Source organism: Nocardioides phosphati, assembly GCF_014646375.1.
GTDB lineage: Bacteria > Actinomycetota > Actinomycetes > Propionibacteriales > Nocardioidaceae > Nocardioides > Nocardioides phosphati.
The window spans coordinates 753,203-777,396 of the sequence record NZ_BMNI01000001.1 but is presented as its reverse complement, the minus strand read 5'-3'; the positions used below and the strand labels follow the sequence as shown (position 1 = coordinate 777,396).

Here is a 24,194-nt window from a genome sequence, read left to right as displayed (position 1 = left end):
GGATTCTTCTCCTCAGGCTTGGGACAGGGCGCGGGACGGCGGGACGTACGACGCGCGTTCGACGGGCACCAGGGCAGTCAGGCGCACCGCGAAGACGGTCAGCACGACGACCACGGCGATGGGGAGCACGGGAAGCACGACGTGTGGATCCAGGTCGAGCAGCTGCGCCACCGAGCCGCCGGCGACTACCCCCAGCAAGGAGCCGGCCACCACCCCGAAGCACGCCGCGATGCCCGCCACCACGGTGAGCCTGAGCGACAGCAGGCCGTGCAGGCTGGTGCGCTCGAGTCCGATCGCGCGGAGCATGGCGTGCGTGCGCGCGCGCTCGTTGACGGAGAGTGCGGCGGTCGCAGCGGCACCGATCACCGCAACGAGGACCGCGATCGACAGGATGCCCACCGCCGCCGCACGCGCCGTCGCGAAGGCGCTCGCCACCCGGAGGTCGAGGATCGCTGCACCACTCACCTGCAGCTGACCGCCGAGGATCGCGATGCCGGTGACCTGGTCGACCACCTTCGCCCGGTCCGCTCCGGCAGCCAGCTTGAGCCAGACCTCGTTGACCGTCGTGGGCCCGGAGACCTTCTTCAGGGCGGCGCGACTGACCAGGGACGGCACCGGAAGGTCGTCGACGTACTGGACGTGCATGCCGGGGATGCGCCCGTGCGGCCCGCGCACCGTCACCGGCTTGCCCCGGAAGAAGGGCGGGAAGCCGCTCGACCGGATGTAGACGGTGTCGTCACGGACCTCGTGCACCGGGAACCCGAACGGCAGCCCCACACCGAGCGCCGTGGCATCACCACCCGCCGTCCCGGTCGTGAGCACGACCTTGCCGTCGTGGCCGCGGCCGCGCACCGAGATGCCGCTGCCGAAGGTCACGGGCACCGCCTCGGCGACGCCGGGAACGGCGGCGAGGCTGCTCACCGTCTCCTTCGCGATCGGCGCTCCGGTGACGAGACCGACCATCAGGTCCGGCGACGGTGACGTGTCCAGGCGAGCCGACGTGGCCCCCTGGACCGACGCGAGGCAGACCATCGACATGGCGATCATCCCGACCGCCAGCGTGATGGCGACGGCCTCCACCGTGGCGGCACGCGGACGGCGTACGACGTCGAGCAGGCCGAGCTTGCGGTCCGCCGAGGAGACCCCCGCCCCGACGGCTCCGGCCACGGCGCGCAGGGTCACGGCGAGGAGGAGGCCGAAGCCGACCAGCATGGCCAGGACGCCGGCTCCACTCGCCATGCCGGACGCGGCCTGCATGCCGACGATCGCAGCGACGGCTCCGCCCGCGGTCAGCACGAGCGCGACGACGGTTCGCAGTCGTGACGGTGGCCGCGCCGACGGCGGGGAGGACTGCAGGGCTGCCGAGGGCGGGATCCGGGCAGCGAGCCAGGCCGGGACGAGGGAGCCCGCAGCCGCGAGCAGGAGCGCCACGAGCAGCGGCACCCAGATGGCGTAGCCGGGCACGGTGAAGGAGTCGGACTGCAACGCGGGCAGACCGGGCACGAGGCCGACCAGCGGTGCCGCCAGCCGGGCGAGGCCCACACCGACGAGGACGCCGATGACACCGCCGACGAGGCCCACCAGCAGCGCCTCGCCGGCGACCATGCCGGCGACGTAGCGGCGATCGGCACCCACGCAGCGCAGGAGCGCCCAGCTCCTCCGGCGTGCGGCGAGGCTCGCACCGGCGGTCGTCATGGCCGTGACCGCTGCGACCAGAGAGGCGACACCGGCGAGCCCGGCGATGACGGCGTTGAGTGCGTTGATCTGGGTGAGAGCAAGGCTCTTGTCAGCATTGAGGATGTCATCGGTCGACTGCGGCAGCCCGCGCGGTGCGACGGAGTTGATCGCGTTGACGACGGCACCGGGATCGGCGCCGGAGACGGCCTTGACGAGCAGCGAGTTGGGTGCGGAGAGCCCCGAGAGCTGCCGCACCGAGGCCGTACTGGCGACGCCGTACATGGTCCGCTGGTACTGGAGCACGCCGCGGGTGTCGACGACGCCGACGACGCGGAAGCTGAACCGGCCGATGCCCGGCTGGCTGATGGCGACGAGGTCGCCGAGACCGATGTGCAGCTGGTCGAGCGTGTAGCCCGACAGCGCGATCTCACCTGCGGCCGCCGGCGCCCGCCCGTCCGCCCATCGCTGCCACTGGAAGGGACGATGGGTGTTCAGGGAGTCGAGGGTGACGGCACGCGTCACCGCGCCGACCTGGGCCACGGCGACGGCGCTGTACGACGTGCCGTAGGCGTCGACGTCACGCAGGGCGCCGATCCGGTGCTGGTCGCGCGCCGAGAACCCCTCGACGCCCGAGGAGCCAGTGCTGACAGCATCCTGGCCGGTGGCCACGCCCGCCTTGTCGACGACGTCGACGCCGGCGTACTGCACGGTGAGGCCGGTGTCGATCGCGGTGTGCATGCTCGCTCCGAGGACGAACGCCGTCGCCAGCGCCGCCGCACCGAGCGCGATCGTCCCGATCGCGACGACGGCACGCGCCGGCCTCCGGCGTACGTCGGCGAGGGCCACGAAGGCGAGGGCCCGGACGAGGACGTCGAAGCGCGACCTCGCCCGCTGGCGGACGGTCATCAGTGCTGCCCCGCCCAGGGAGCGGCGGGGCTGAAGTCGGTGCGCGCAGCCTCGTTGGAGCGGACCAGCGTCAGCTGGCCGGCGGCCATGCGGTAGACCTTGTCGCCGGCCTGCTCGACCTTCGGGTCGTGGCTGATGGCGACGACGGCGTGGCCGTGATGGTGCGCGACCTCGAGCAGGGTGGCGATCATCTGCTCGCCCGACTGCGTGTCCAGCGACGCCGTGGGCTCGTCGGCGAAGACGACCTCGGGGTCGGAGACCAGTGCACGCACGACGGCGATGCGCTGCTGCTGACCGCCGGACAGCTGCGTCGGGTAGTGGTCGAGGCGCTCCCCCAGCCCGAGGGAGTCAGCGAGTGACTGCATGCGGGCCTCGTCGACCTTCCGGCCGTCGAGCTGCATCGGAAGGGCGATGTTCTCGCGCGCCGTCAGCGAGTCGATCAGGTTGAACGACTGGAAGACGAAGCCGAGCCGGCGGCGTCGCATGCGGGACAGCGTGCGGTCACCCCCGCGCGTGATGTCCTGGCCGCCGATGTGGACCGAGCCGCTGTCGGGCCGGTCGAGGCCGGCGAGGACCTGGAGGAGCGTCGACTTGCCGGAGCCGGAAGGCCCGGCGATCACGGTCAGCTCGCCGCGCTGCACGTCGAGGTCGACGTCGTCGAGCGCACGGATCTCGGACCCGTCCGGTGCGCGGTAGGTGCGCCTCAGGCCGCGCGCCACGACGATCGCGCCGGACTCCGGACGCCCTGCGTCGGTTGTGCAGGGTACAACGAACTGATCAACTGACCTAATCATGTGATCGAGTCTGTTAACTCAGTCACTTGGTGTCAAGGAATCTCCAGAATTCAGCCCGGTATGCCCAGTCCATGGACAGCCCGAGGCGGTCCGATGGCCGTGAGGGCACGGGCCGCGACGCGGACCCGCGCCGCGCCGTCCAGCACACGCGCTCCGGCCGCGCCGACGTCCGCCTCCGCGCGCCCCAGGAGCAGCCGGGCGAGCTCGTCCACACCTCGGTCCGCACCGCGACACGATCGCTGCACCTCCTCCGCCGCGCGTCGCACCAGCGCACCGCAGTGCGCCCCGGCGACGGCGACCGAGAGGTCGGCCCGCTCCCCCGCCTCGACGACCGCGGCCGCGAACGCGGCGAGCACCCGTCCGCTCTCGATCTCGACGTGCAGGTCGTCCAGCCGGCGCAGCACCGACCCGAACTCCTCCCCCGCGCTGCCGTCCCGCAGCGTCGAGTCGAGGTGCTCGACAGCCAGGTCCAGGCAGCGCGTGGCCATGCCGACCTGCTCGGCCGCGCGGAGCGCCGCGTCCATGTGGAGCGCCCGGCGCAACGTCGCGCCGGCATCAGCCATCACAGGCTCGGCGGGAACGCCGGCGAAGTGGACGTCGGCGAGCAGGCGCGACGGATCGGGGGTCACCCGCGGCACGAGGGCCGCGTCCGTCGCCGCGACCAGGTGGAGCGCGACTCCCTCCGCACCGGCGACCGGCACGATCAGGATGTCGGCATCCCATGACCCCGCCACGCCGGGAACACGGCCACGCAGGCGACCGTCGGCGCCGACGGAGACCAGGCAAGCAGCCGCGGCATCCTCGGCGGCGGTCGCCCACGGGACCACGAGCGCGGCCCGGCGGGCGCCCGTCGCAAGGTCGCCGACGAGGCCATGGCCTGCGTCGAGCAGGATGCGCGTCGCGACGACGGCACTGGCCAGGAAGGGGACCGGAGCCAGATGTCGACCCAGCTCCTCCAGCACGGCGGCGGCCTCCCGCGCCGACGCCCCGGCGCCGCCCAGCCTCTCCGGCACGAGCAGGCTCGGGAGTCCGAGGCCCGCCAGTCCCGCCCAGAGCGACGACACCGCTGACCGGTCGCCGGCCCCAAGACGGGCGACGCTCGAGGGGGCGCACGCTGTCGCCAGCAGCTCGCGGAGGCCTGGGCAGTGCGCCTCCTCGTCCACGGCACCGAGCTGCCGAGCACTGTCCACCCGAGACTCCTTCCGAGCTCCACGACACCACCGACCCCCGGGTGTCCAGACCCTACGCTGTGTATAGTCAATTGACTAGGTCGTTTGATCAGACGGAGGCCGCGATGCGGAGCACCATGCAGGACCAACCACTCTCACTGAGCCGACTCCTGCGCTACGCCACCACCGTGCACGCCAGGTCGACCGTCACCACCTGGACCGGTGAGACCACCCGCACCAGGACGTACGGCGAGCTGGGCGCTCGAGCCGCCCAGGTCGCGCATGCCCTGACCCGCCTGGGCGTCCATCGCTCCGACCGCGTTGCGACGTTCATGTGGAACAACGGCGAGCACCTCGAGGTCTACGCCGCGGTCCCGGCGATGGGCGCGGTGCTGCACGCCCTGAACATCCGCCTCTTCCCCGAGCAGCTCGTCTACATCGCCAACCACGCCGAGGACCGGGTGGTCTTCGTCGACGGGTCGCTGCTCGACACGTTCACCCCGCTCTTGCCGCAGCTGGCGACGGTCCGCCACGTGATCGTCGTCAACGGCGATGCCGGCGCCCTCGAGGCGCCGGCCCACGTCACCGTCCACGCGTACGAGCAGCTGCTCGCGCAGGAGCCCGCCACCTACGACTTCCCCGTCGTCGACGAGGACGCCGCGGCGACCATGTGCTACACCTCCGGCACCACGGGCGACCCCAAGGGCGTGGTCTACTCCCACCGCTCGCTCTACCTGCACGCGATGCACCTGACGACTCCCGGCGCGATGGGCCTGTCTCCGCGCGAGCGCTGCCTGGCGATCGTCCCGATGTTCCACGTCAACGCCTGGAGCCTCCCGTTCGCAGCACTGATGTCCGGTGCCTCGCTGCTGATGCCTGACCAGCACCTGCAGCCCGAGCCACTGCTGGCACTCATGGCCGCGGGCCGGCCCACCCGCGCGGCGGCCGTCCCGACGATCTGGTCCGGGATCCTCGCCCGCCTCGCGTCGCACCCGCAGGACATCAGCCACCTGAGTGAGGCCTTCGTCGGCGGGTCCGCGGTGCCTCCCGCGCTGATGCAGGCCTTCGAGGAGCGGCACGGCGTGCGGATCGTCCACGCCTGGGGAATGACGGAGACGTCCGCGGTCAGCACGGTGGCCCACCCGCCCGCCGACCGTCCTGACGACGAGGCCTGGCAGTACCGGCTGACCCAGGGGCAGTTCCCGGCACTGGTCGAACACCGGATCGTCGACGACGAGGGCGCCGTCGTGCCGCACGACGGCAGCTCCCTCGGCGAGCTGCAGGTCCGCGGTCCGTGGGTCACCGGCGCGTACTACGCACCCTCCCCGACCGCCGACGCGGGCGACCACTTCGACGACGGCTGGCTGCGGACGGGCGACATCGGCAGGATCACGCCCGACGGCTACCTCACGCTGGTCGACCGCGCCAAGGACGTCATCAAGTCCGGCGGTGAGTGGATCTCGTCGGTGGAGATGGAGAACGACGTCATGGCGCACCCGGCCGTCGCGGAGGCGGCCGTCTTCGGCGTACCCGACGACAGGTGGGACGAGCGGCCGTGCGTCGCCGTCGCGCTCGCCGACGGCGCCGATGCCGACGTCATCACCCTGCGCGCCCACCTGGCCGACAGCTGGGCGCGGTGGCAGCTCCCCGAGCGCTGGGCCTTCGTCGACGCGGTGCCGAAGACCAGCGTCGGCAAGTTCGACAAGAAGACACTGCGACGGCTGTACGCCGCCGGCGAGCTGGCGATCACCTACGCGCCATGAGGCGCGGGACCGCCGCGCGGCGGCGCCTCAGTCGCCGAGGTACGCCGTGAGCATCGCCGTCGCGGTCGCGGTCTCCCGGAGGATCATCTCCTCGTCACCATGCGTGATCAGCTGCATGTTGAGGCCGTCGATCAGTCCGAAGATCACGCGGACCACCGTCTCCAGGCGCTCCTCGGGGAGAGGCGGCGTGGCCGCCCGCAGGAAGCCCATCCACGCCTGGAGGTAGGTGTCGTACTGCTTCACCGCCATCGCCGGGTCGTTGCGCTCGGCCCAGAGCCAGATCTCGACCTGGGCCCGGTTCGCGGCGGGCTCGGATGCGGCACGCCGCATCGTCCCGTTGAGCAGGTCGGCGGCGATGTCGGCCGCCGGGCGCGCGTCAGGCACGGCTGCCTCGAGGTCGGCCTGGACGATCTGGTGGAGGTGCTCGAAGATCGCCCAGAGCAGGTTCTCCTTGGTCTGGAAGCAGTAGTGCAGCGTGGCCAGTGGAGCACCGGCAGCCTCGGCGATCTTGCGGGTCGTCGCGCCGTCCGCTCCCTCCCGGGCGATGACCTCGATCGCAGCCTCGATGAACTGCTGTCGCCGTACTTCGGTGGGAACGTGTGCCACTTCGCCTCCAGGGCCCGTCGATCTCGACTAAGTCGTTTGAACAAGTCGAGACTAGCAGGCCCTGGTGCGGGGAGAGGGCGAGAGGGAGATCAGCGCGCCGTACGGGCTCCCTTGCTGGCGAGGGTCCTGACCGGCAGGTCGAGGATGGTGCGGAACCCGGGCTCTGCCGCTGCAACGGCCGAGACCGCGTTCGCCGCCATCGCCACGGTCGACAGGAAGCTCTCGTAGCCGCCCGGAGCGTCGACCCGGATCGTCTGCTCCCGCCCGACGATGGTCAGTGAGTCGCCGCGCTCGAGCTCATCGGTCTCCTCGAAGATCCCGAACCGGGTCGCGAGCTCCACGACCGCCGTTCCGCCGACGAGGCCTCGCGCGCGGTGCACGACGCCCGCGACCGTACCGGCGGGCACCGTGAGGTGCTCCCCCACCCGGTCCCCCGCAGCGAGCACGTCCCGTTCGACCGGCTCGACCACGATCGCGTCGAGGTCCCACTCGAGACCTCGGGCGAGAGCCGCGATGCTCTGGTCGAACCCCACGTGGCCCATGACCTGCCCGGCAGCCCGGCGTACGTCGAACTCCTCCGGGGTCAGGCCGAGGCCGAACTTGTGGAGGATCGCGCCGTACCGCCGCATGTCGGCCGTACGCCGCACCGAGATCCGCTCGACGCCCGTCGTGAGGCCACTCAGCACCAGGGGAAGCGTGTCCATGAGCATGCCGGGGTTGCAGCCCGTGCCCAGCACCGAGACTCCGTTGGCACGCGCCAGCGTGTCGAGGCGGGCGACGACCTCGGGATGGGCGTACTCCGGGTCGCGCAGCTCCTCGCAGATCGAGACCACGTTGGTCCCGCGGACCAGCAGCGCGGTGAGAGTCGCCTCGATCCCCTCGAGCCAGGAGGAGGTCGCCACGACGGCCACATCGACCTCGGGAAGGTCGGCCGTTGTCGCGACGACCGCGACCGTTGGAGCGCCGTCGACGACCGATGACAGGGAGACGCCGGCGAGCTCGGGGCGGAGGTCGACGGCGCCGACGAGCTCGCAGTCGGCGCGTCGAGCGAGCACCTCGGCGATGGCGAGCCCTGTCGCTCCGAGCCCGACGATCGCGACCCTCAACTGACCCGTCATGCGAGCACCTCGGCGAGCGCGTCCGCCGTCGCGTCCACGTCGGACTCGGTGTGCGCCGTCGAGAGGAAGACCTTGCCCGACGGCATGAACAGGAACCCGCGCCGCAGCATCCCCTCGAGGATCGCGTCCCAGCGGCCGCCCGTGCCGTGCAGACCGGTGCCGCCCCCGTCGGGGACGTACTGCAGAAGCGAGCCGACCCGGTTGAGGCTGCCGCCCTCGGGAGCGTCGGCGAGCACCTTGCCCACGGTCGTGTCGAAGTACGCCGCCACCGTCTCGAGGCGGTCGTAGACCGTCGGGTCGGCGAGGACCTGCATGGTCGCCTCGACCGCAGCCATGGCGATCGGGTTCGAGTTGAAGGTGCCCGCATGGACGACACCGGCCGTCACCTGGTCGACGAGGTCGGCCCGTCCGACGACGGCGCTCTGCGTGAACCCGCCGGCGATCGCCTTGCCGAAGACCGACAGGTCGGGGCGGACGCCGTACTTCTCCGCCGCGCCGCCACGCGCGATGCGGAAGCCGGTGATCACCTCGTCGAAGACGAGCACGACACCGTGCTGGTCGCAGAGCGCACGGAGCGTGGGGAGGAAGTCGGGCAGTGGAGCCTCGACGCCGCCGTTGCTGACGATCGGGTCGACCAGCACCGCGGCGATGTCGCGCTCCCGCGCCTCGGCCAGCAGGCGCTCCGCCATGGCGATGTCGTTGAAGCGTCCGACCACGAGGTCGTCGAGCCCCGTCGGGCTCTGTCCCCGGCTGGCGGGCAGCGCCGGCTGGTCACTGTCGGCCTCGGCCAGGCCGGCGTACACCGAGTCGTGCCAGCCGTGGTAGCTCCGGGCGAACTTCAGGACCCGGCGCCGGCCGGTGGCCGCGCGGGCGAGCCGGAGCGCCACCTGGACCGCCTCCGTGCCGGTGTTGCTCCAGACCAGGCGCTCTCCATGCGGCACGGCGTCGAGCACGGCCTCGGCGGCGAGGTACTCCAGCTCGTGGCCCGTGCCGACCACCTGCATCCGGGTGGCGACGTCACGGACGGCATCGACCACGTGCGGATGGCCGTGGCCCAGGACGAGCGGCCCCCAGGCCATGACGTAGTCGACGTACCGGTCGCCGTCGAGGTCCCAGACGTGGGCGCCGCGCGCCTCGCGGACGAACAGGGGGTGGGGACGCATGGCGGAGCGGAGGCCCGACCCCACGCCGCCGCCGATGCTGCGGCCCGCCCGCTCGAAGGCGGCACGCGAACTCTCCAGAGCCATCAGTCAGGATCTCCTTGCCGAAAGGTCTTGTTCATTCGACTGTATCACTTGATCATGTTTCCACAGTTCCCGAGAGACAGGCAGACCATGACCGATCACGACGACGTCGACCTGAGGCAGTTCGGCTACGACCAGGAGCTCGACCGGGCCGTCACGCCCTTCGCCTCGTTCTGCGTGGGCTTCGCGCTGATCAGCGCCACCACGGCCGTCTACGCCGGCTTCGGCTTCGGCCTTCTCACGGCCGGCCCGGCCTTCGTGTGGACCCTGCCGCTGGTCTTCCTGGTCTTCGCGGTCTGGGCGATGATCGCGGCCGACCTCGCGGTCAAGCTGCCGCTCGCCGGATACGCCTACCAGTGGACCAGCCGGCTCGTGCACCCCAGCCTCGGCTGGTTCACGGGCTACCTCGGCCTGATCGGCTTCATCTCCGGCTTCACCGGCGTCGCCTACACCTTCGCGACCTACTTCGCCGGACTGTGCGGTATCGCGGAGACGACACCGCACCTGGTCGGCATCACCGCAGTCGTCCTCTTCGTCTGCCTGCTGATCAACGTCTACGGCATCCGGCTCGCGACCGCGATCAACAACATCGGCGTGATGCTCGAGATCATCCTCACGGTCGGGATCACGGCGTTCGTCCTGATCCTCGTCGTGCTGGTCCGGCACGACGGCCAGCCGGTGAGCTACCTGGCCTCACACGGCGACACCGCCTCGTCGCCGTACGTCTTCGCCTGGATGGTGGCCAGCCTCGGCGCCATGTTCGGCCTCCTCGGGGTCGAGGCGCCCGCCGACATCGCCGAGGAGACCAGGTCCGCGCGACGGGTCATCCCGCGCACCATGTTCCTGGCGCTCGCCACGGCTGCCGCGATCGAGTTCTTCATGTACGTGACGTTCCTGCTCGCGATCGGCGACGAGGACGCCGTCGCGGCCAGTGCGACGCCGATCGAGGCGATCATCTCCGCGCAGGTCTCCCCCGCCTTCGCCGACGTCGTCGTCGCGATCGCCCTGACCAACATCCTGGTCTGCGTGCTGGCGAACATGCTCGTCGCGTCGCGCCTGCTCTACGCCATGTCGCGCGACAACATGACGCCGTTCTCGCGGCTCTTCGACACGGTGTCGCCGAAGCACAAGATCCCGACCGGCGCCCTCGGGGGCTCCGCGATCATCGCGACGTTCTTCCTCGTCACCGCACTCTTCAACGAGAGGGCGTTCGCCTACATCCTCGGCATGGCGACCATCGGCTACGTCGGCGTCTACATCCTGACGACCGCGGGCATGCTCGTCGCCGATGCGCGCGGCAACTTCCCTCCGACCGAGCCCGGCTTCTTCGACCTCGGTCGCTGGCGCAGGCCGCTCCACATCATCGGCCTGCTCGCGTTCAGCGGCTTCATGGCCGCGCTGACCCTGCTGCCGGACTTCCGCCCGAACGTCATCCCGCTCGCCGCGCTGATGGTCCTGGGCACCGGCTGGTGGCTCCTCGTCCTGCGTCGCCGGATCGCCCGGGGAGACGCCGGGCCACGCTCACGTGCGCGTCACGAGCAGGCGGCGCCCGCGCCCGTCCGCTGACCGGAAGGCCCCGAGCACGCGGCACCGTGCACTCCTTGCATGTCCAAGCGGTGAGTGCATGGTGCACCGGGCTGCCTGGATCCGGGTGCGCGGTGTCGTAGCCCTCTCCGCGACCCGCACCTGAAAGTGGTCTGCATCACGACCGAGCGAGAGGAGCATCCCCGATGCTGCGCGAACCGACCATCCCCCCGCGGACGTCCGGGGCCGTTGCTGCCGCAGGCGCCGGCGCCGTCGCCACGGTCGTCATCCGACGCTCGGCACAGCGGCGGAACGAGTCGTTCGGCCTGGAAGCACCCCGGAGGCGACCCGCCCCCACAGCTCCGGTGCGCCTCGTCGAGGAGATCTCCCCCTCCGCCAAGCCCGAGCAGCCCGCGAGGAGCCGCTGGTCGGTGATCCTCGCGTACGGCGTCCTCGCCGCCGCGACCCAGGCGCTCCTGGTGAACTACGCCCCGGTGACCGGCGATGCCGCGCACCACTTCGGCGTCTCGATCACGGCGATCGGCTGGCTCTCCTCGGTCTTCCCGCTCGTCTACGTGGTCCTCGCCATTCCGGCCGGCCTCGTCCTGGACCGCTTCTTCCGTCCGGCGCTCGTCCTCGGCGTACTGCTGACCGCCGGCGGCGCGTTCCTCCGTCTGGTCGCCGACGACTACACCTGGGCACTCGCCGGCCAGTGCGTCGCCGCGGCGGGCCAGCCCTTCATCCTCAACGCCATCACCGGCCTGGCCGTCGTCTATCTCGCCGAGAAGGACCGCACCGCAGGGATCGCCATCGCCTCGTCGGCGACCTTCGCGGGCATGGTCGTCGGCTACCTGCTCGGGGCGGCCCTGCCCGGCGAGGACCACATCCGCACCCTCACGATGATCACCGCGATGATCGCCATGGACGCCGGCTTCTGCTTCCTCGGCGCCCTGCACTTCGTGCGTCCGCTGGCGGGCGTCGACTCCATCCCCTCGGAGAACGGCCTGCGGGCCCTCCGCTCCGCCTTCGGCAACCGTCACCTGCGCCGGCTCTGTGCCGTCGTCACCATTCCGATGGGCACCTTCATCGCGCTTGCGACGTACGCACCCGCACTCCTCGAGCCGGCCGGCGTGTCCGAGACGAGCGCCGGCCTGATCCTGGCATTCACGATGATCGCCGGCGTCATCGGCTGCGGCATCGTGCCCGTGTGGGCCGAGAAGCACCGCCGGGAGTTCCCGCTCATGGGTGCCGGCATCGTGATCACGGCAGGCGCCTGTCTGCACCTCGCCATGATCCCGAGCACCCTGATGGCCTACGTCATGCTGATCGGCGTCGGCTTCGTCCTGCTGCCCGCCCTGCCCATCGTCCTCGCGCTGACCGAGCAGCACGCGCCGGACGCCGAGGGCACCGCGGCCGGTCTGATCTGGCTCGCCGGCAACCTGGGCGGCGTCGTCATCGCCACGATCGTCGGCCTCCTGGTGACCCGACCGTCCCTCGCGTTCGTGACGCTGGCCGGGGTCACGATGCTGGCGATGCCGGCCCTGCGCTGGTTCAAGCGCCTCGAGGACGCCGAGCCGGCCCACCACGCCGGGAGCTAGTCGGAGGCGATGTCGGGCGCGACATCGAGCACGAGCAGGGCCGCGGCGACGTGGGTCGGGTTCTCCTCGACCTTCACGGTCGACAGCTCGTTGGCCCGCGAGACCCGCCTCTCGACGGTGTTCCGGTGGGCGTAGAGCGTCGCTGCAGCGCGCGTGGTGTTGAAGCCACACTGCACGTAGGTCAGCAGGGTCTGGCGCAACGCCTCGTCCGCCTCCGCGAGCGGTCCGAGCGTGTGCACGACGAACCGGCGCGCACTCGCGCGGTCCTTCGTCAGCGTGTCGATCAGCTCGACGTCGGCGTACGCCGTGAAGCGTCGGCGCGAGCCGAGCCTGACGATCATCGCCTGGGCCGCCAGGGCGTCCTGGTGGCTCGAGCGGAAACCGTCGAGCCCCGGCCCGCGCCGGCCGACCGCGGTCCGCACGAACGGACTGCCGGTGATCAGCTTCTCGATGTGGTGCAGGTCGGGCGCGGTGTTGCCGGAGAGCCAGATCCAGCGTGACGTGGTGCTCGCGCGTGCGACGAGCGCATTGCGCCCGGCGGGCGAGGTGCGCAGCGCCGTCACGACGTCCTCGAGGGCGTCCACGTGCTCGGGATCGTCGACCCAGAGCACGAGCGCCTGGTGGGGACGCGCGAGGCGGTAGTTGAGCCGCCCCTCGGCGTACTCCTGCGGGATGGAGGTGCCGCTGGCGATCGTCTGGATCATCGCGATCGCACCGGCATCGGCATTGCCCAGCGCATCGGCGAGGCTGGCCTCACGCAGCACCCCGAACCAGTCGACGGCGTACTGCCCCATCGACTGGGCCGTGATGTCCAGGACGTCGACCAGGAGGTCCGGGTCGGTGCAGGTGGCGACACACTGCGTGAGCCAGTGCCGCCACGCGACCGCGAGGGCTGCGCGCCAGCCGTTGGCGAAGTCCGGAGCCAGGCCGCGCGCCGCCAGGTCACGGATGTACGCCGTGGCCCGCGGGCCCAGGTAGGGGTCCACGCGACGGCCGGGATGCTGGATGTTGGAGGTCAGCCACTGCAGCAGATCGGAGCGGTTGAGCTGCCGGTCCTCGACCGCCAGCGACGCATCGGAATCGAGCGCGGGATCGTTCTGGGCCACGCGCGCCGGCCCCGTCAGCACATCGGTCAGCTCGTCCGCCTCGGCGACGAGCACCTGGCAGACTGCCCTGATCACGTCCGCGGCCTCCGGCGAAGGAAGCGGCCACAGTTGTTCCATGAACGGCAGTCTGCCGTGCTCCGGTGGTGCCGGAACAGTTATGCGAGCACTCCGTGGTCGACCCTCAGACGGGCGGCGATCCGCTCCGCTGCGCGCAGACCCGTGAGCACAGCGCCGTTCATGCTCCCGGTCCACTCGCCCGCCGTCTCGGTGCCGGCCCAGTGGATCCGCCCGTGGGGCTCGGTCAGGGCCGGGCCGTATCGCAGCGCTGCGTGGGGAGCGACGACAGGGTTCGGTCCGCCCGGGGCGAACGGCTCGAGGTTCCAGCAGTGGTCGATGTAGTCGATCGGATTCGCGGCATGCGGCCCGTAGAGGTCGGTCAGCTGCCGCACGACCATCTCGCGTCGAACCTCCGGCGGATGCGTGTCGAACACGCGCGGGTCGCAGAACGCCATGAGGATGCCCGGCCCTGCCGGGTCGGGCGAGACGTCGTAGGTGATGAAGACCGCCCCGGTGTCCGTCACGGCCTCACCCGAGAGGCCGTTGGTGCGCCAGAACGGCCGGTCGTACGCCACGAAGGCCTTGCTGAGCTTGCCCAGCCCCCAGGACCGGGCGAGTCCCTGCGCCACTTCGGGCAACGCCGGCTCGAAATCGATGCCCAGCCGGTGCTCGGTGGCCGTCGTGACGATCGCGTACGTCGCCTCGACCTGCGCCGTGTCGGTGAAGACCGTGACACCGGTGTCGTCCTGCTCGATGCGGCGGACGGGGGCGTCGGTGACCACGCGGTCACCGAGGGATGCGGCGAGCCGGACGGCGATCTCCTGCGTGGTCTCGCGATACCGCTCGTCCTGCATGCCACCCTCGTTGTCGAGCATGTGGTCGAAGCCACCGAAGGCTCGGATGGTGCGCAGCACGTGCAGCAGCGACACGTCGCTGGGCTGGCAGCCCCACTCCACCTTCGAGACGATGGTCATCATCGCGCGGGTGGTCGCCCGGGCGCGCTTGCGGTCCAGCCACTCCTCGAACGAGATGGCATCGAACTCGGCGGCGCGCGGGGAGGCCCAGGGGGCGTCGGGGTTGATGGTGCTCGCCAGCTTGTCGAGAGCCAGCTGGATCCGGCCCATGTTCACCAGGGTGGCCGGCGAGAGCTTGGGGATGGTGCCGTTGTAGGTGTGCCGCCGCTTGGCCAGCCACAGGACGTTGCGCCCCTGGCTGAACTGCGGCGTCGTCGTGCACCCCATGCGCTCGGCGAGGTTGCGGATGGCGCTGTGCCGCTTCGAGACCCAGGTGGCGCCAAGGTCGACCTTCACGCCGGCGACCTCGCCGGTGAAGGAGCGGCCGCCCACGCGGTCGCGGCCCTCGAGCACGAGGACGGAGTGGCCCAGGCTGCTGAGCCGGTCCGCGGCACTGAGACCGGCGAAGCCGGCCCCGACGATCACGACATCGGCGTACGCCGGCATGGCTGCGACGTCACGAGATTTCGACATGGTTTCCTCCTGCGGTGACGCGGTCGGCCTGTCCGGCGATGTACCGCGTGATGGGTTCGACGAGTGATGCGGGGATGTGGTGGCCCATGCCGGGGATCACCACGTGCTGTGCCGACGGGATCGCCGCGGCGCTCGCCACGCCACCGCTCGGCGCGACCATGAGGTCGCGGTCGCCGTGGATGACGAGGGTGGGTGCCGTGATGGTGCGCAGCTGGGCCGTGCGGTCGCCGGAGCGCTGGATCGCCTGGATCTGCCGGGCGACGCCGTCGGCCGGGTCCCCGGCGCTGCGGTCCCAGCCACGTGCGGCGATCCGCGCCTCCTCGGCGTCGTCGATCGGGTACGCCGACCCCGCGATGTGCTGCGTCAGCCGCAGGTGCGCGCGCACGGCGTCGGTGCGCGTCCTGAGGGCCGGGGCCGTCACGAGCAGGCGGATCGTCGACTTCGCGGGCTGACCGACCTTCGTCGAGCCCGTCGTGGAGTAGATCGAGGTCAGCGACAGGACACGCTGCGGGGACGTGGCCGCGACGGTCTGCGCGATCATGCCGCCCATCGAGCGACCGACGAGGTGCACCTGCTCGATGCCGAGATGATCGAGCACCCCCACGCAGTCCCGTGCCATGTCGGCGAGGGTGTAGCCGTCCTGACGCGGCCGTGCGAAGGCCTGGCGCAGGATGCCCGGCGGCGGCGTCGTGACGAACGTCGACTGGCCGACGTCACGGTTGTCCATCGTGATCACGCGGTAGCCCCGTGCGACGAGGGAGGCCACGAACGAGTCGCCCCAGAAGGTCTGGTCCTCCCCCAGACCGGCCACCAGCAGGATCGCCGGATCGGTCCCGGAGCCGTGGTCACGGAAGCAGATCCGGATCCCTGAGGCGAGCTGGGCGAACTGGTCCACCCCCTCCACCTCCGTCACCTCAGACATGGACCGTCCTCCGCTCCTCGGAACCCACCGTCGAGACCGGGCGGGTGCTGAACCTGAGGTGCTCGTCGAAGACCGGGCCGCGGAGCAGCTTCGCGTCCTCCTGGTAGGACATCGACATCCGCCACGGCGGCGTCGTGCCCTGCTTCGGCAGGAAGGGTGCTCCGCGCCTGGCGTAGCCGGAGGCGAGGTCCATCACCGGGCGGTGCTCCATGCCGGGCTGTGGCACCGGGACCGCCTCGTGGTAGCCGTTCTCCTCCATGTGGCGGAGCAGGTCGATGAAGTAGCGGCACATGAGGCTCACCTTCAGCGTCCACGACGAGGTCGTGTAGCCGATGGCCATGGCCCAGTTCGGGATGCCGCTCAGGAGCATTCCGCGGTAGGCCACGGACTGGGCGAGGTCGACCTTCTCACCGTCGACGACGATCGGCATGCCGCCGAAGAGCTGCATGTTGAGGCCGGTGGCGGTCACGATGATGTCGGCCTCGAGCTCCTCGCCCGACTCGAGCACGATGCCGCGCTCGCTGAAGCGGAGGATCCGGTCGGTCACGACGGAGGCGTCGCCGCGCTTGATGGCGTCGAAGAAGTCGCCGTCCGGAGCCAGGCAGAGGCGCTGGTCCCAGGGGTTGTACGGCGGGTTGAAGTGCTTGTCGACGTCGAAGCCCTGGGGAAGGCGCTTGACGTTCTCGTGGCGGATGAGCTTCCGGCCCGCGTTCGGGAACCGACGGAGGCCCTTGACCACGGCGCGCTCCATCCAGATGTTCTTGAAGCGGGTGGCGGCGTAGCCGCGCTCCTCACCGAGCAGCTTCGTGAGGGTGAGGGCCATGCTGTCGACCCGCGGCATCGACATGATGTACGTCGGCGTGCGCTGCAACATCGTCACGTGCGCGGCCGCACCCGGGCCGGTGAGCATCGCCGGCACCATCGTCACGGCGGTTGCGCCGCTGCCGATGATGACCACCTTCTTGCCGGTGTAGTCCAGGTCCTCGGGCCAGTGCTGCGGATGGACCACCACGCCACCGAAAGCGTCGCGCTCGGGGAACTCGGGCGAGAAGCCCTCGTCGTACTTGTAGTAGCCGGTCGCGGCGAAGACCCACTCCGTGCGGATCAGCCGGGTGGTGGTCTCACCGGTGCCGCCGTCCGTCACCTCGACCGTGAGCGTCCAGAGCGCGTCCTCCGTCGACCAGTCCGCCCGGACGACCTTGTGGCGGAAGCGGATCAGCTGCGTGACCCCGTTCTCGTCCGCGGTCTCCTGGAGGTAGTCCTTGATCAGGTGCGCGTCCGCGATGGCGTGCTCGTGGCGCCACGGCTTGAACTCGTAGCCGAACGTGTGCAGGTCGGAGTCCGACCGGATGCCCGGGTAGCGGAAGAGGTCCCACGTGCCGCCGATGTCGTCGCGTCCCTCGAGGACGGCGATCGACCGTCCCGGGAGCTCGCGGGTGAAGTAGGTCGCCGCGCCGATTCCGGAGATTCCTGCTCCGATGATGACGATGTCGAGCTGCTCGACCGCCTCTGAGATCACTGTTGCCATGGGTGCCCACTCCTCGTCGCGCCATTGCTGATGCGACCCACTGTCACGAGCACGCGGCGCAGCCACAACGACAGCGCGCACCTGCTTGGGACGACGACGGTGCACCGTGCACCCACTTCGTCCAGCACGCCTGTCCAGCCCCGCAAAGCCATTGACACCCGGTGTCGCACACCACACTCTCGATCATCTGATCAAGTCTTTTGAACATGAGAGTGAAGGGGCGAGACCGATGAAGGTTCTGCTTTTCCTGCTGTCCGATCTCTGGATGATCGCGGCCTGTTTCACCTTCGGATGGCGACTCATCCGGACGTACGGCAACTACCTGCTCGGCCTGGAGCTGGCCGTCGTCGGCACGTCGGGGACCAACTTCCTCTTCTGGTCGCTCTTCAGCGGCAGCACGGAGAGCCCCTTCTACCGCCTGGCCTACACCTTCGACGCGTTCTCGCGGTCCTTCGGCGCCACGCTGATCCTCATCGTCGGCCTGATGGCGGTCACCCACCGCTACAAGCCGGGCACGGTCGTCGACATCTGCCTCTTCTCGCTCGCGGCCATCGGCGGAATCCTGCTCGGCGGGAAGCACGACGACACCCTGCACGTCGGCGTCGCGACCTTCTACGTCGTGATGAACCTGATCACCACGGCGTTCGTCCTCTACTTCGCCAACCGGGTGCGCCAGATCGGCGCCCGCAAGGAGGCCTTCTGGGCCACGCTGGTGACGCTCGCGGCATGCCTCATCGCGGTCACCTACGACTTCTTCCCGTGGTGGTTCGACGACGCTGACCGCACGTGGTTCTACACCGCAGCCCTCACCACGTGGGGCTCGCAGGGCGTCGCATACTTCTTCGCCTACCGCAAGCTCGACGACCACAACAAGGCAGTCGACGCCGCAGAACCTCCGGTTGCCGAGGCCCGGGCATGAGCCAGGACGTGCGGGAGGTCAGGCTCCACACCTTCAGCGGCTGGATCGACCCGCCGACCGACCTCCAGCCCGCCGTCAGCGGCGAGGTCACGTGCGACATCGCGGTGATCGGCGGCGGCGTGGGCGGCATGGGCACGACGATGCGGCTCGCGGAGCGCGGCCAGGACGTGGTCCTGATCGAGGCGGAGTTCCTGGGCTACGGATCCAGCTCGCGCAACGGCGGTCACATCTCCGGCGCCCCCGGCGGTGACCTGCGGATGCTCAAGCTCTTCTACCCCCGGCAGATGAAGGGCATGGTGGTCCTGGCCGACCACGCCGCGGAGTACCTCCAGGGCAAGATCCGCGACCTCGACATCGCGTGCGACTACGTTCCCAACGGCCTTGCCATGGTGGCGATCTCGCCCCTCCAGATGCTCCGCATCAAGACCTGTGCCGCGATCCTGAAGAAGGCCGGTGGGCGCGGCCACGTGGGCACGGCCGAGCAGCTCGGCATTCCCCGCGCCTTCGTCGGCGGCATGAAGGAGGGCGTCGGCGGCATGCTCAATCCCGGCAAGCTCTGCAGGGGGTTGCGCGCCGACGTCATCTCCTCCTCGGCCCGGGTCTACGAGCAGAGCAAGGTGACCGACGTACGCCGCCGTGACGACGGCAAGGTCGTCATCGCGACACCGGGCGGCACGGTGATCGCCGACAAGGTCGTGCTCTCCACCAACGCCTACGCCGGCGAGTGGGCCATCACGCCCGACCGTCTCTCCGTCCCCGCCTACCTCATCGAGGCCGAGACCGAGCCGATCGACCCCGCGCGGATCGAGGCGCTCGGCTGGACCAGCCGCACCGGCACGATCAGCCAGCACCAGATCATGGAGCACTTCCGGGTCACCGAGCGCGGCACGATCGTGATCGGCGTCCGCCGGATCGAGCGCGGCACCAGCTACCCCCTGCCCAAGGACAAGGCGCCGGACCTGGGCCTGGTCAAGGAGCTCGAGGACGCCTTCCACACCCGCTTCCCGTCGCTCGCCGACGTCAAGGTGGCCCAGGCCTGGGGTGGCTGGATCGCGATCACGTCGTCGTGGATCTCGCTGGCCGGCAAGCTCGCAGACAACATCTGGTACTCGTGCTGCTGCAACGGCCACGGGCTCGCGCAGGCGCCGTACATCGGATCGCTGATCGCCGACAACATCGTCGACGGCACCATGCACGACGACCTCAAGGGCATCTGGCTCGACGAGCCGAAGTTCCCGCCGTTCCTGATGATGAGCCCGGCCGGCCTGCGCACCGTCTGGGCCCTCGACCGGCTCTGCGACGTGTTCAACGGCAGCGCGCGGCGCGCCCGTCGCGCAGCCGTAGCGATCGCCTGACACCCCTTCACTCCCCAACCAGCGCACGCGACGGGTCGTGGGCGCGGAACAGGAAGCACCTCTCATGACGAACATGTACGCCGTCACCGACCCCGCCACGGGCGAGGTCGCAGCGACCCACCCGACCGCGACCGACACCGACATCGATGCGGCGCTCGGGTCTGCGACCCAGGCGTTCCGGGCCTGGTCGAAGGTCAGCACTCTGGAGGAGCGCGTCGCCCTCCTGCACCGGGTCGCCGACCTGCACAACGAGCGGGTCGACGAGCTCGCCGAGATCATCCATCGCGAGATGGGCAAGCCGGTCGCCGATGCCGCCGGCGAGGTCGAGTTCTGCGCGGCGATCTACGCCTACTACGCGGAGAACGCCGAGAGGTTCCTGGCCGACGAGCCGATCGACCTGCTGGACGGTGAGGGCCACGCCCTGGTCCGCCGCCAGGCGATCGGGCCGCTGCTCGGCGTGATGCCCTGGAACTACCCGTACTACCAGGTGGCCCGGTTCGCCGCCCCGAACCTCGCGCTGGGCAACACGATCGTGCTCAAGCACGCCCCGCAGTGCCCGGAGTCGGCTGCCGCGCTGGAGCAGCTCTTCCTCGACGCGGGCTTCCCCGAAGGGGCCTACGTCAACGTCTACGCCACCAACGAGCAGGTCGCCGACATGATCGCCGACCCCCGCATCCTAGGCGTCTCCTTCACCGGCTCGGAGCGTGCCGGCGCGGCGATCGCGGAGACCGCCGGCCGCAACCTCAAGAAGGTCGTCCTCGAGCTCGGCGGCTCCGACCCCTTCGTCGTCCTCTCGACCGATGACCTCGACGCCACCGTCGAGGCCGCGATCGGCGCCCGCCTGGAGAACGCCGGCCAAGCGTGCAATGCCGGCAAGCGCTTCATCGTGGCCGACGCCCTCTACGAGCCGTTCGTCGAGAAGCTCACGACGGCGGTCCTCGCCGCTGCCGACGGCCTCGCTCCCCTGTCGTCCGTCGCAGCGGCCGAGCGCCTCGAGGAGCAGGTCCAGCGCGCCGTCGCCGACGGCGCGACGCTGGCGACCGAGGGCAAGCGCGAGGGTGCGTGGTTCCCGCCGGGCGTCCTCACCGGCCTCTCCCCCACGTCGGACGCCGCTCGCGAGGAGCTCTTCGGCCCGGTCGCCACCGTGTACCGCGCGGCGTCCGAGGACGAGGCGATCGCCCTCGCCAACGACACGACGTACGGGCTGGGCTCGTACGTCTTCACGACCGACCCCGAGCAGGCGATGCGCGTCGCGAACCAGATCGAGGCCGGCATGGTGTTCGTCAACGGCGTCGGTCTCGACGGCGTCGAGCTCCCCTTCGGCGGCATCAAGCGGTCCGGCTTCGGTCGCGAGCTCGGTCGGTACGGCATCGAGGAGTTCGCCAACAAGAAGCTCATCCGCGTCGCCAACTGAAGGGGCAACTGACATGACCATCGAATTCAAGGCCGCCGTCTTCAGGACGCCCAACGAGCCGATGACCATCGAGACCGTCTCGATCCCGTCGACTCCCCCGCCCGGCGACGTGCTCGTGCGCATGAAGGCCAGCGGGCTGTGCCACAGCGACCTCCACGTGATCGTCGGCGAGTGGGAGGTTCCGACCCCGATGATCCTCGGCCACGAGGGCGCCGGCGTCGTCGAGGCCATCGGCGAGGGCGTCACCGGCGTTGCCGTCGGCGACCACGTCGTCCTCACCTGGACTCCCCCGTGCCGCCGGTGCCGCTACTGCGTGAGCGGTCGTCCGGTGCTCTGCGACGAGGTGGCCAGGCACTCCGCCAACCACCTGTCGTTCGACGGCAGGACCCGCATCACCACGCTGGACGGCGAGGAGGTCTACAGCTTCGCGGGCGCCGGCACCTTCGGCGAGTACGCGATGGTGCCCGAGTCGGGCGCCATCCCCGTGCGCGCCGACGCCCCCTTCGCGCAGGCCTCGCTGGTCGGCTGCGCGGTCACCACCGGCGTCGGTGCGGCGATCAACACCGCCAACGTCCGCCCCGACGAGACCGTGGTCGTCTTCGGCTGCGGCGGCGTCGGCCTCAACGCGATCCAGGGCGCCCGCCTGGTCGGCGCGCGCAGGATCATCGCCGTCGACCTCTCCGACGACCGGCTCGCGCAGGGACGTCACTTCGGCGCCACCGATGTCATCAACTCGGCGAAGGAGAACCTCGCCGAGCGGATCGGGGAGCTCACCGACGGCCGGGGGGTCGAGGTCGCCATCGAGGCGATCGGCCTCCCCGTCACCATCGAGGCCGCCTATGCCTCGCTGGCGCGCGGTGGCCGCGCCATCGTCGCGGGCCAGGTGCCTGACGGCATGACGATCACGATCGACCCGTTCGTCATGTCGGACTCGGAGCTGAAGCTGATCGGCTCGAACTACGGATCGAGCCGTCCGGCGATCGACTTCCCGCAGCTGGTCGACCACTACATGAACGACCGCATCGACCTCGACGCGCTGGTGACCCGCGTGATCAAGCTCGACGAGATCAACGACGCCTACGACGAGATGAAGCAGGGCATCGGCATCCGCTCGGTCATCTCCTACTGACCCGGCTCATCCCGGGACCGCTGGTGGGCATCGGCCACGACACGCCACAGGCCGATGCCCACCACCAGCGAGATCAGGCAGCCGAGACCCGTGTCCACCACGCGCTCCACCAGGACCTCGGCCGGTGCACCGTGCCCGAGCGAGGTGAGCACCAGCACCAGCGGCGTCATCACGACCGAGTACGCCGTGTAGTTGGCGACCTTGAGGTGGCCCCGCACCGCGGCGATGACGCCCACCACCGCGACGACGACCCAGGACGGCACCGACTGCAGCAGCACGATGCCCACGGCGACACCGAGGACGGTCCCGAGTCCGCGGGAGATCGTGCGGATGAGGGCGTCGCGCCGGTCGGGCTGCACCACGATCACCACGGTCAGCAGCACCCACGTCGAGTGCGACCCCGGCAGCACGTTGACGAAGACCGCCGCGACCGCCATGCACGCACCCATCCGGACGGGGTACTCCCAGCCGGCCCAGGTGCGCATCCTCGCGCGCCACGTCGCCGCGTCGACCCGCCAGGGCCTCGGCGTACGTGCGGGATCGGGGCGGGGCAGCCGGAGCACCAGCCGACCCGCGCCGTACGCCGCAAGCGTGAGGACGCCGCCGAACGCCGCGCCCGCCGCGAAGCAGGCGGCGAGCAGCCCCGTCGCCAGCGGAGCCGCAGCGAGGGTCGAGCCGACGATCATCGTGACGACGAACTGGATGCGCGTCTTCGCCCCCGCCGGGCGGAGGCTGCCCAGCGCCATCGCGGCGATGGAGACGAGGACGATCGCCGTGCTCGAGGCGACCGATCGCCCGCCGAGCTCCTTGCCGACGCAGACCCCGGCGAGGGCGACGAGGCCGCTCAGCAGGAGCTCCACGCCGCGGTCGGAGAGGCGTCCGACGTTGCCGCTGCTGGAGATCATCAGCGCTCCGAGAGCGCCCACCAGGCCCTCCGCCGGCCGGTCGAGCAGCATGCCGACCGCGACGGGCAGGGCCACCGCGAGCCCGGCCGCCAGCATCGCGAACGCATCCACCTCGACCCGCTGCCAGCGCGTGGCATGGCGGAGCGCGCCCCTCACGGAGGTGGCGCCGAGGCGTGGGCGACCGCGGTCGCCGGCTTGGCTCTGCATCGCCCGGATCCTATGTCCCGGCCTCGCCCCACCCGCGGTCGTAGGGTCGAGGGCTGCAACGAGGCCCTACCTCCTCATCGGGGCCCGCAAGGCGAACCGGCCGCCGGACGCCACGCACACCCCTCGGCTACGGCCGGGTCGGCTACGCCTGGTCGATGTTCGCGGCTTTCGGGCTCCGGCCGCCACTTTGTGCGGTTCGCACATCGCCGCTCGCGAATTCTGGATCCCTGAACGTCGCGGCGGCACCCGGCCGACAGCCATCGTCGGTGGAGTCCCTCGAACCCGAACCCGGAGCCCTCGTGAGCGATCTCGCCAGCCTTCTCCCCCTCGCCCTTCTCCTGCTCGTGCCGGTGTGGATCCCGCTCGGCGCCGCCGCCATCGGCACCGTCCGTGACCGGCTCCGCCCGCCCGTCCCGTCGCCCGCCCAGGCGGCGGTCGAGCAGGCCCGGCGACGTGCAGAGGAGACGCGCAGCGCACGCGTGCTCGCCTGATCTGCCCCCAGGGCGCTCAGGACTGCGCCGACGGCGTATGCCGGGCGAAGGCACTGGCGCATGCCGGACATGCCGCCCGGTCGAGAGGCCGGAAGTCCATGGTCCAGAACGTGACCCACGCTGAGGCCGAGACACCACAGACCGTCGTGGAGCTGCCGTCGCGGCGAACGTGGTGCATGCCCCACGGCCTGCGCTCGACCGACTCCGCACGCGGGACCTCGTACGGCGCGGTGAGCAGCCAGACCCGCTGACCGGGCGGGCGCACGGCTCGCAGC

Annotated in this window: 20 protein-coding genes; 9 read left to right on the top strand and 11 right to left on the bottom strand. The window is 70.7% G+C overall.

What is annotated here, in order from left to right:
- Nucleotides 1-12 precede the first annotated feature (12 nt).
- From IEX47_RS03960 to IEX47_RS03950, 3 genes are all read right to left on the bottom strand, one after another.
- The gene (locus IEX47_RS03960; protein WP_188782644.1) at nt 13-2,583 is read right to left on the bottom strand and encodes an FtsX-like permease family protein; all 2,571 of its coding nucleotides are present in this window, start codon (nt 2,581-2,583) and stop codon (nt 13-15) included.
- Complete coding sequence (locus IEX47_RS03955) at nt 2,583-3,302, bottom strand: ABC transporter ATP-binding protein (RefSeq protein ID WP_229662603.1); 720 nt, start codon at nt 3,300-3,302, stop codon at nt 2,583-2,585. Before IEX47_RS03955 ends, IEX47_RS03960 begins: the two co-directional genes overlap by 1 nt.
- Nucleotides 3,303-3,427: 125 nt before the next feature.
- Entirely contained in the window at nt 3,428-4,567 is a 1,140-nt protein-coding gene (locus IEX47_RS03950; protein ID WP_188782642.1) for an acyl-CoA dehydrogenase family protein, read from the bottom strand.
- 104 nt (nt 4,568-4,671) lie between these two features.
- Here IEX47_RS03950 and IEX47_RS03945 point away from each other — a divergent pair, with 104 nt between their 5' ends.
- Nucleotides 4,672-6,309, top strand: a complete 1,638-nt coding sequence (locus IEX47_RS03945) for a long-chain fatty acid--CoA ligase (protein WP_188782641.1) — start codon at nt 4,672-4,674, stop codon at nt 6,307-6,309.
- A gap of 27 nt (nt 6,310-6,336) precedes the next feature.
- Here the strand turns inward: IEX47_RS03945 and IEX47_RS03940 are convergent, their stop codons facing one another.
- The 3 genes from IEX47_RS03940 to IEX47_RS03930 all read right to left on the bottom strand — a co-directional run bounded on the left by IEX47_RS03940 (nt 6,337) and on the right by IEX47_RS03930 (nt 9,280).
- The gene (locus IEX47_RS03940; protein ID WP_188782640.1) at nt 6,337-6,915 is read right to left on the bottom strand and encodes a TetR/AcrR family transcriptional regulator; all 579 of its coding nucleotides are present in this window, start codon (nt 6,913-6,915) and stop codon (nt 6,337-6,339) included.
- Between the two features lie 89 nt (nt 6,916-7,004).
- Nucleotides 7,005-8,033 (bottom strand): dihydrodipicolinate reductase, encoded by a 1,029-nt coding sequence (locus IEX47_RS03935; RefSeq protein ID WP_188782639.1) that lies wholly within the window; start codon nt 8,031-8,033, stop codon nt 7,005-7,007.
- Nucleotides 8,030-9,280, bottom strand: coding sequence for an aspartate aminotransferase family protein (locus tag IEX47_RS03930; protein WP_188782638.1), 1,251 nt, complete (start codon nt 9,278-9,280; stop codon nt 8,030-8,032). Before IEX47_RS03930 ends, IEX47_RS03935 begins: the two co-directional genes overlap by 4 nt.
- An 87-nt stretch (nt 9,281-9,367) precedes the next feature.
- On the opposite strand from IEX47_RS03930, the gene IEX47_RS03925 reads away from it, so the two are divergent.
- Nucleotides 9,368-10,843 (top strand): amino acid permease, encoded by a 1,476-nt coding sequence (locus IEX47_RS03925; RefSeq protein ID WP_229662602.1) that lies wholly within the window; start codon nt 9,368-9,370, stop codon nt 10,841-10,843.
- Nucleotides 10,844-11,007: 164 nt separating this feature from the next.
- Nucleotides 11,008-12,399: an MFS transporter gene (locus tag IEX47_RS03920; protein WP_229662601.1), complete on the top strand. Its 1,392-nt coding sequence runs from the start codon at nt 11,008-11,010 to the stop codon at nt 12,397-12,399.
- Here IEX47_RS03920 and IEX47_RS03915 read toward each other — a convergent pair.
- The 4 genes from IEX47_RS03915 to IEX47_RS03900 form a co-directional block, all read right to left on the bottom strand.
- Nucleotides 12,396-13,580 (bottom strand): PucR family transcriptional regulator, encoded by a 1,185-nt coding sequence (locus IEX47_RS03915; RefSeq protein ID WP_229662600.1) that lies wholly within the window; start codon nt 13,578-13,580, stop codon nt 12,396-12,398. The two genes, IEX47_RS03920 and IEX47_RS03915, sit on opposite strands and share 4 nt — an antisense overlap.
- 80 nt (nt 13,581-13,660) lie before the next feature.
- Nucleotides 13,661-15,049, bottom strand: coding sequence for a flavin monoamine oxidase family protein (locus tag IEX47_RS03910; protein ID WP_188782635.1), 1,389 nt, complete (start codon nt 15,047-15,049; stop codon nt 13,661-13,663).
- Nucleotides 15,033-15,971 (bottom strand): alpha/beta fold hydrolase, encoded by a 939-nt coding sequence (locus IEX47_RS03905; RefSeq protein ID WP_188782634.1) that lies wholly within the window; start codon nt 15,969-15,971, stop codon nt 15,033-15,035. The genes IEX47_RS03910 and IEX47_RS03905 overlap by 17 nt, the downstream gene beginning before the upstream one ends.
- Nucleotides 15,964-17,499 (bottom strand): flavin-containing monooxygenase, encoded by a 1,536-nt coding sequence (locus IEX47_RS03900; protein WP_188782633.1) that lies wholly within the window; start codon nt 17,497-17,499, stop codon nt 15,964-15,966. Before IEX47_RS03900 ends, IEX47_RS03905 begins: the two co-directional genes overlap by 8 nt.
- 229 nt (nt 17,500-17,728) lie before the next feature.
- Between IEX47_RS03900 and IEX47_RS03895 the strand changes: the two genes are divergently transcribed.
- The 4 genes from IEX47_RS03895 (at nt 17,729) to IEX47_RS03880 (ending at nt 22,316) form a co-directional block, all read left to right on the top strand.
- The gene (locus tag IEX47_RS03895) at nt 17,729-18,418 is read left to right on the top strand and encodes a transporter (RefSeq protein WP_188782632.1); all 690 of its coding nucleotides are present in this window, start codon (nt 17,729-17,731) and stop codon (nt 18,416-18,418) included.
- The gene (locus IEX47_RS03890; RefSeq protein ID WP_188782631.1) at nt 18,415-19,773 is read left to right on the top strand and encodes an NAD(P)/FAD-dependent oxidoreductase; all 1,359 of its coding nucleotides are present in this window, start codon (nt 18,415-18,417) and stop codon (nt 19,771-19,773) included. Before IEX47_RS03895 ends, IEX47_RS03890 begins: the two co-directional genes overlap by 4 nt.
- Nucleotides 19,774-19,837: 64 nt before the next feature.
- Nucleotides 19,838-21,187, top strand: a complete 1,350-nt coding sequence (locus IEX47_RS03885; RefSeq protein ID WP_308423243.1) for an NAD-dependent succinate-semialdehyde dehydrogenase — start codon at nt 19,838-19,840, stop codon at nt 21,185-21,187.
- A 13-nt stretch (nt 21,188-21,200) separates the two neighbouring features.
- Complete coding sequence (locus IEX47_RS03880) at nt 21,201-22,316, top strand: Zn-dependent alcohol dehydrogenase (RefSeq protein ID WP_188782630.1); 1,116 nt, start codon at nt 21,201-21,203, stop codon at nt 22,314-22,316.
- Here the strand turns inward: IEX47_RS03880 and IEX47_RS03875 are convergent.
- Nucleotides 22,310-23,428 (bottom strand): FUSC family protein, encoded by a 1,119-nt coding sequence (locus IEX47_RS03875; RefSeq protein WP_188782629.1) that lies wholly within the window; start codon nt 23,426-23,428, stop codon nt 22,310-22,312. The genes IEX47_RS03880 and IEX47_RS03875 overlap by 7 nt on opposite strands.
- Nucleotides 23,429-23,727: 299 nt before the next feature.
- On the opposite strand from IEX47_RS03875, the gene IEX47_RS03870 reads away from it, so the two are divergent.
- A complete protein-coding gene (locus IEX47_RS03870; protein WP_188782628.1) occupies nt 23,728-23,919 on the top strand; it encodes a hypothetical protein in 192 nt (63 codons plus the stop codon).
- A gap of 110 nt (nt 23,920-24,029) precedes the next feature.
- The gene (locus IEX47_RS03865) at nt 24,030-24,170 is read left to right on the top strand and encodes a hypothetical protein (RefSeq protein WP_188782627.1); all 141 of its coding nucleotides are present in this window, start codon (nt 24,030-24,032) and stop codon (nt 24,168-24,170) included.
- Nucleotides 24,171-24,194 lie beyond the last annotated feature (24 nt).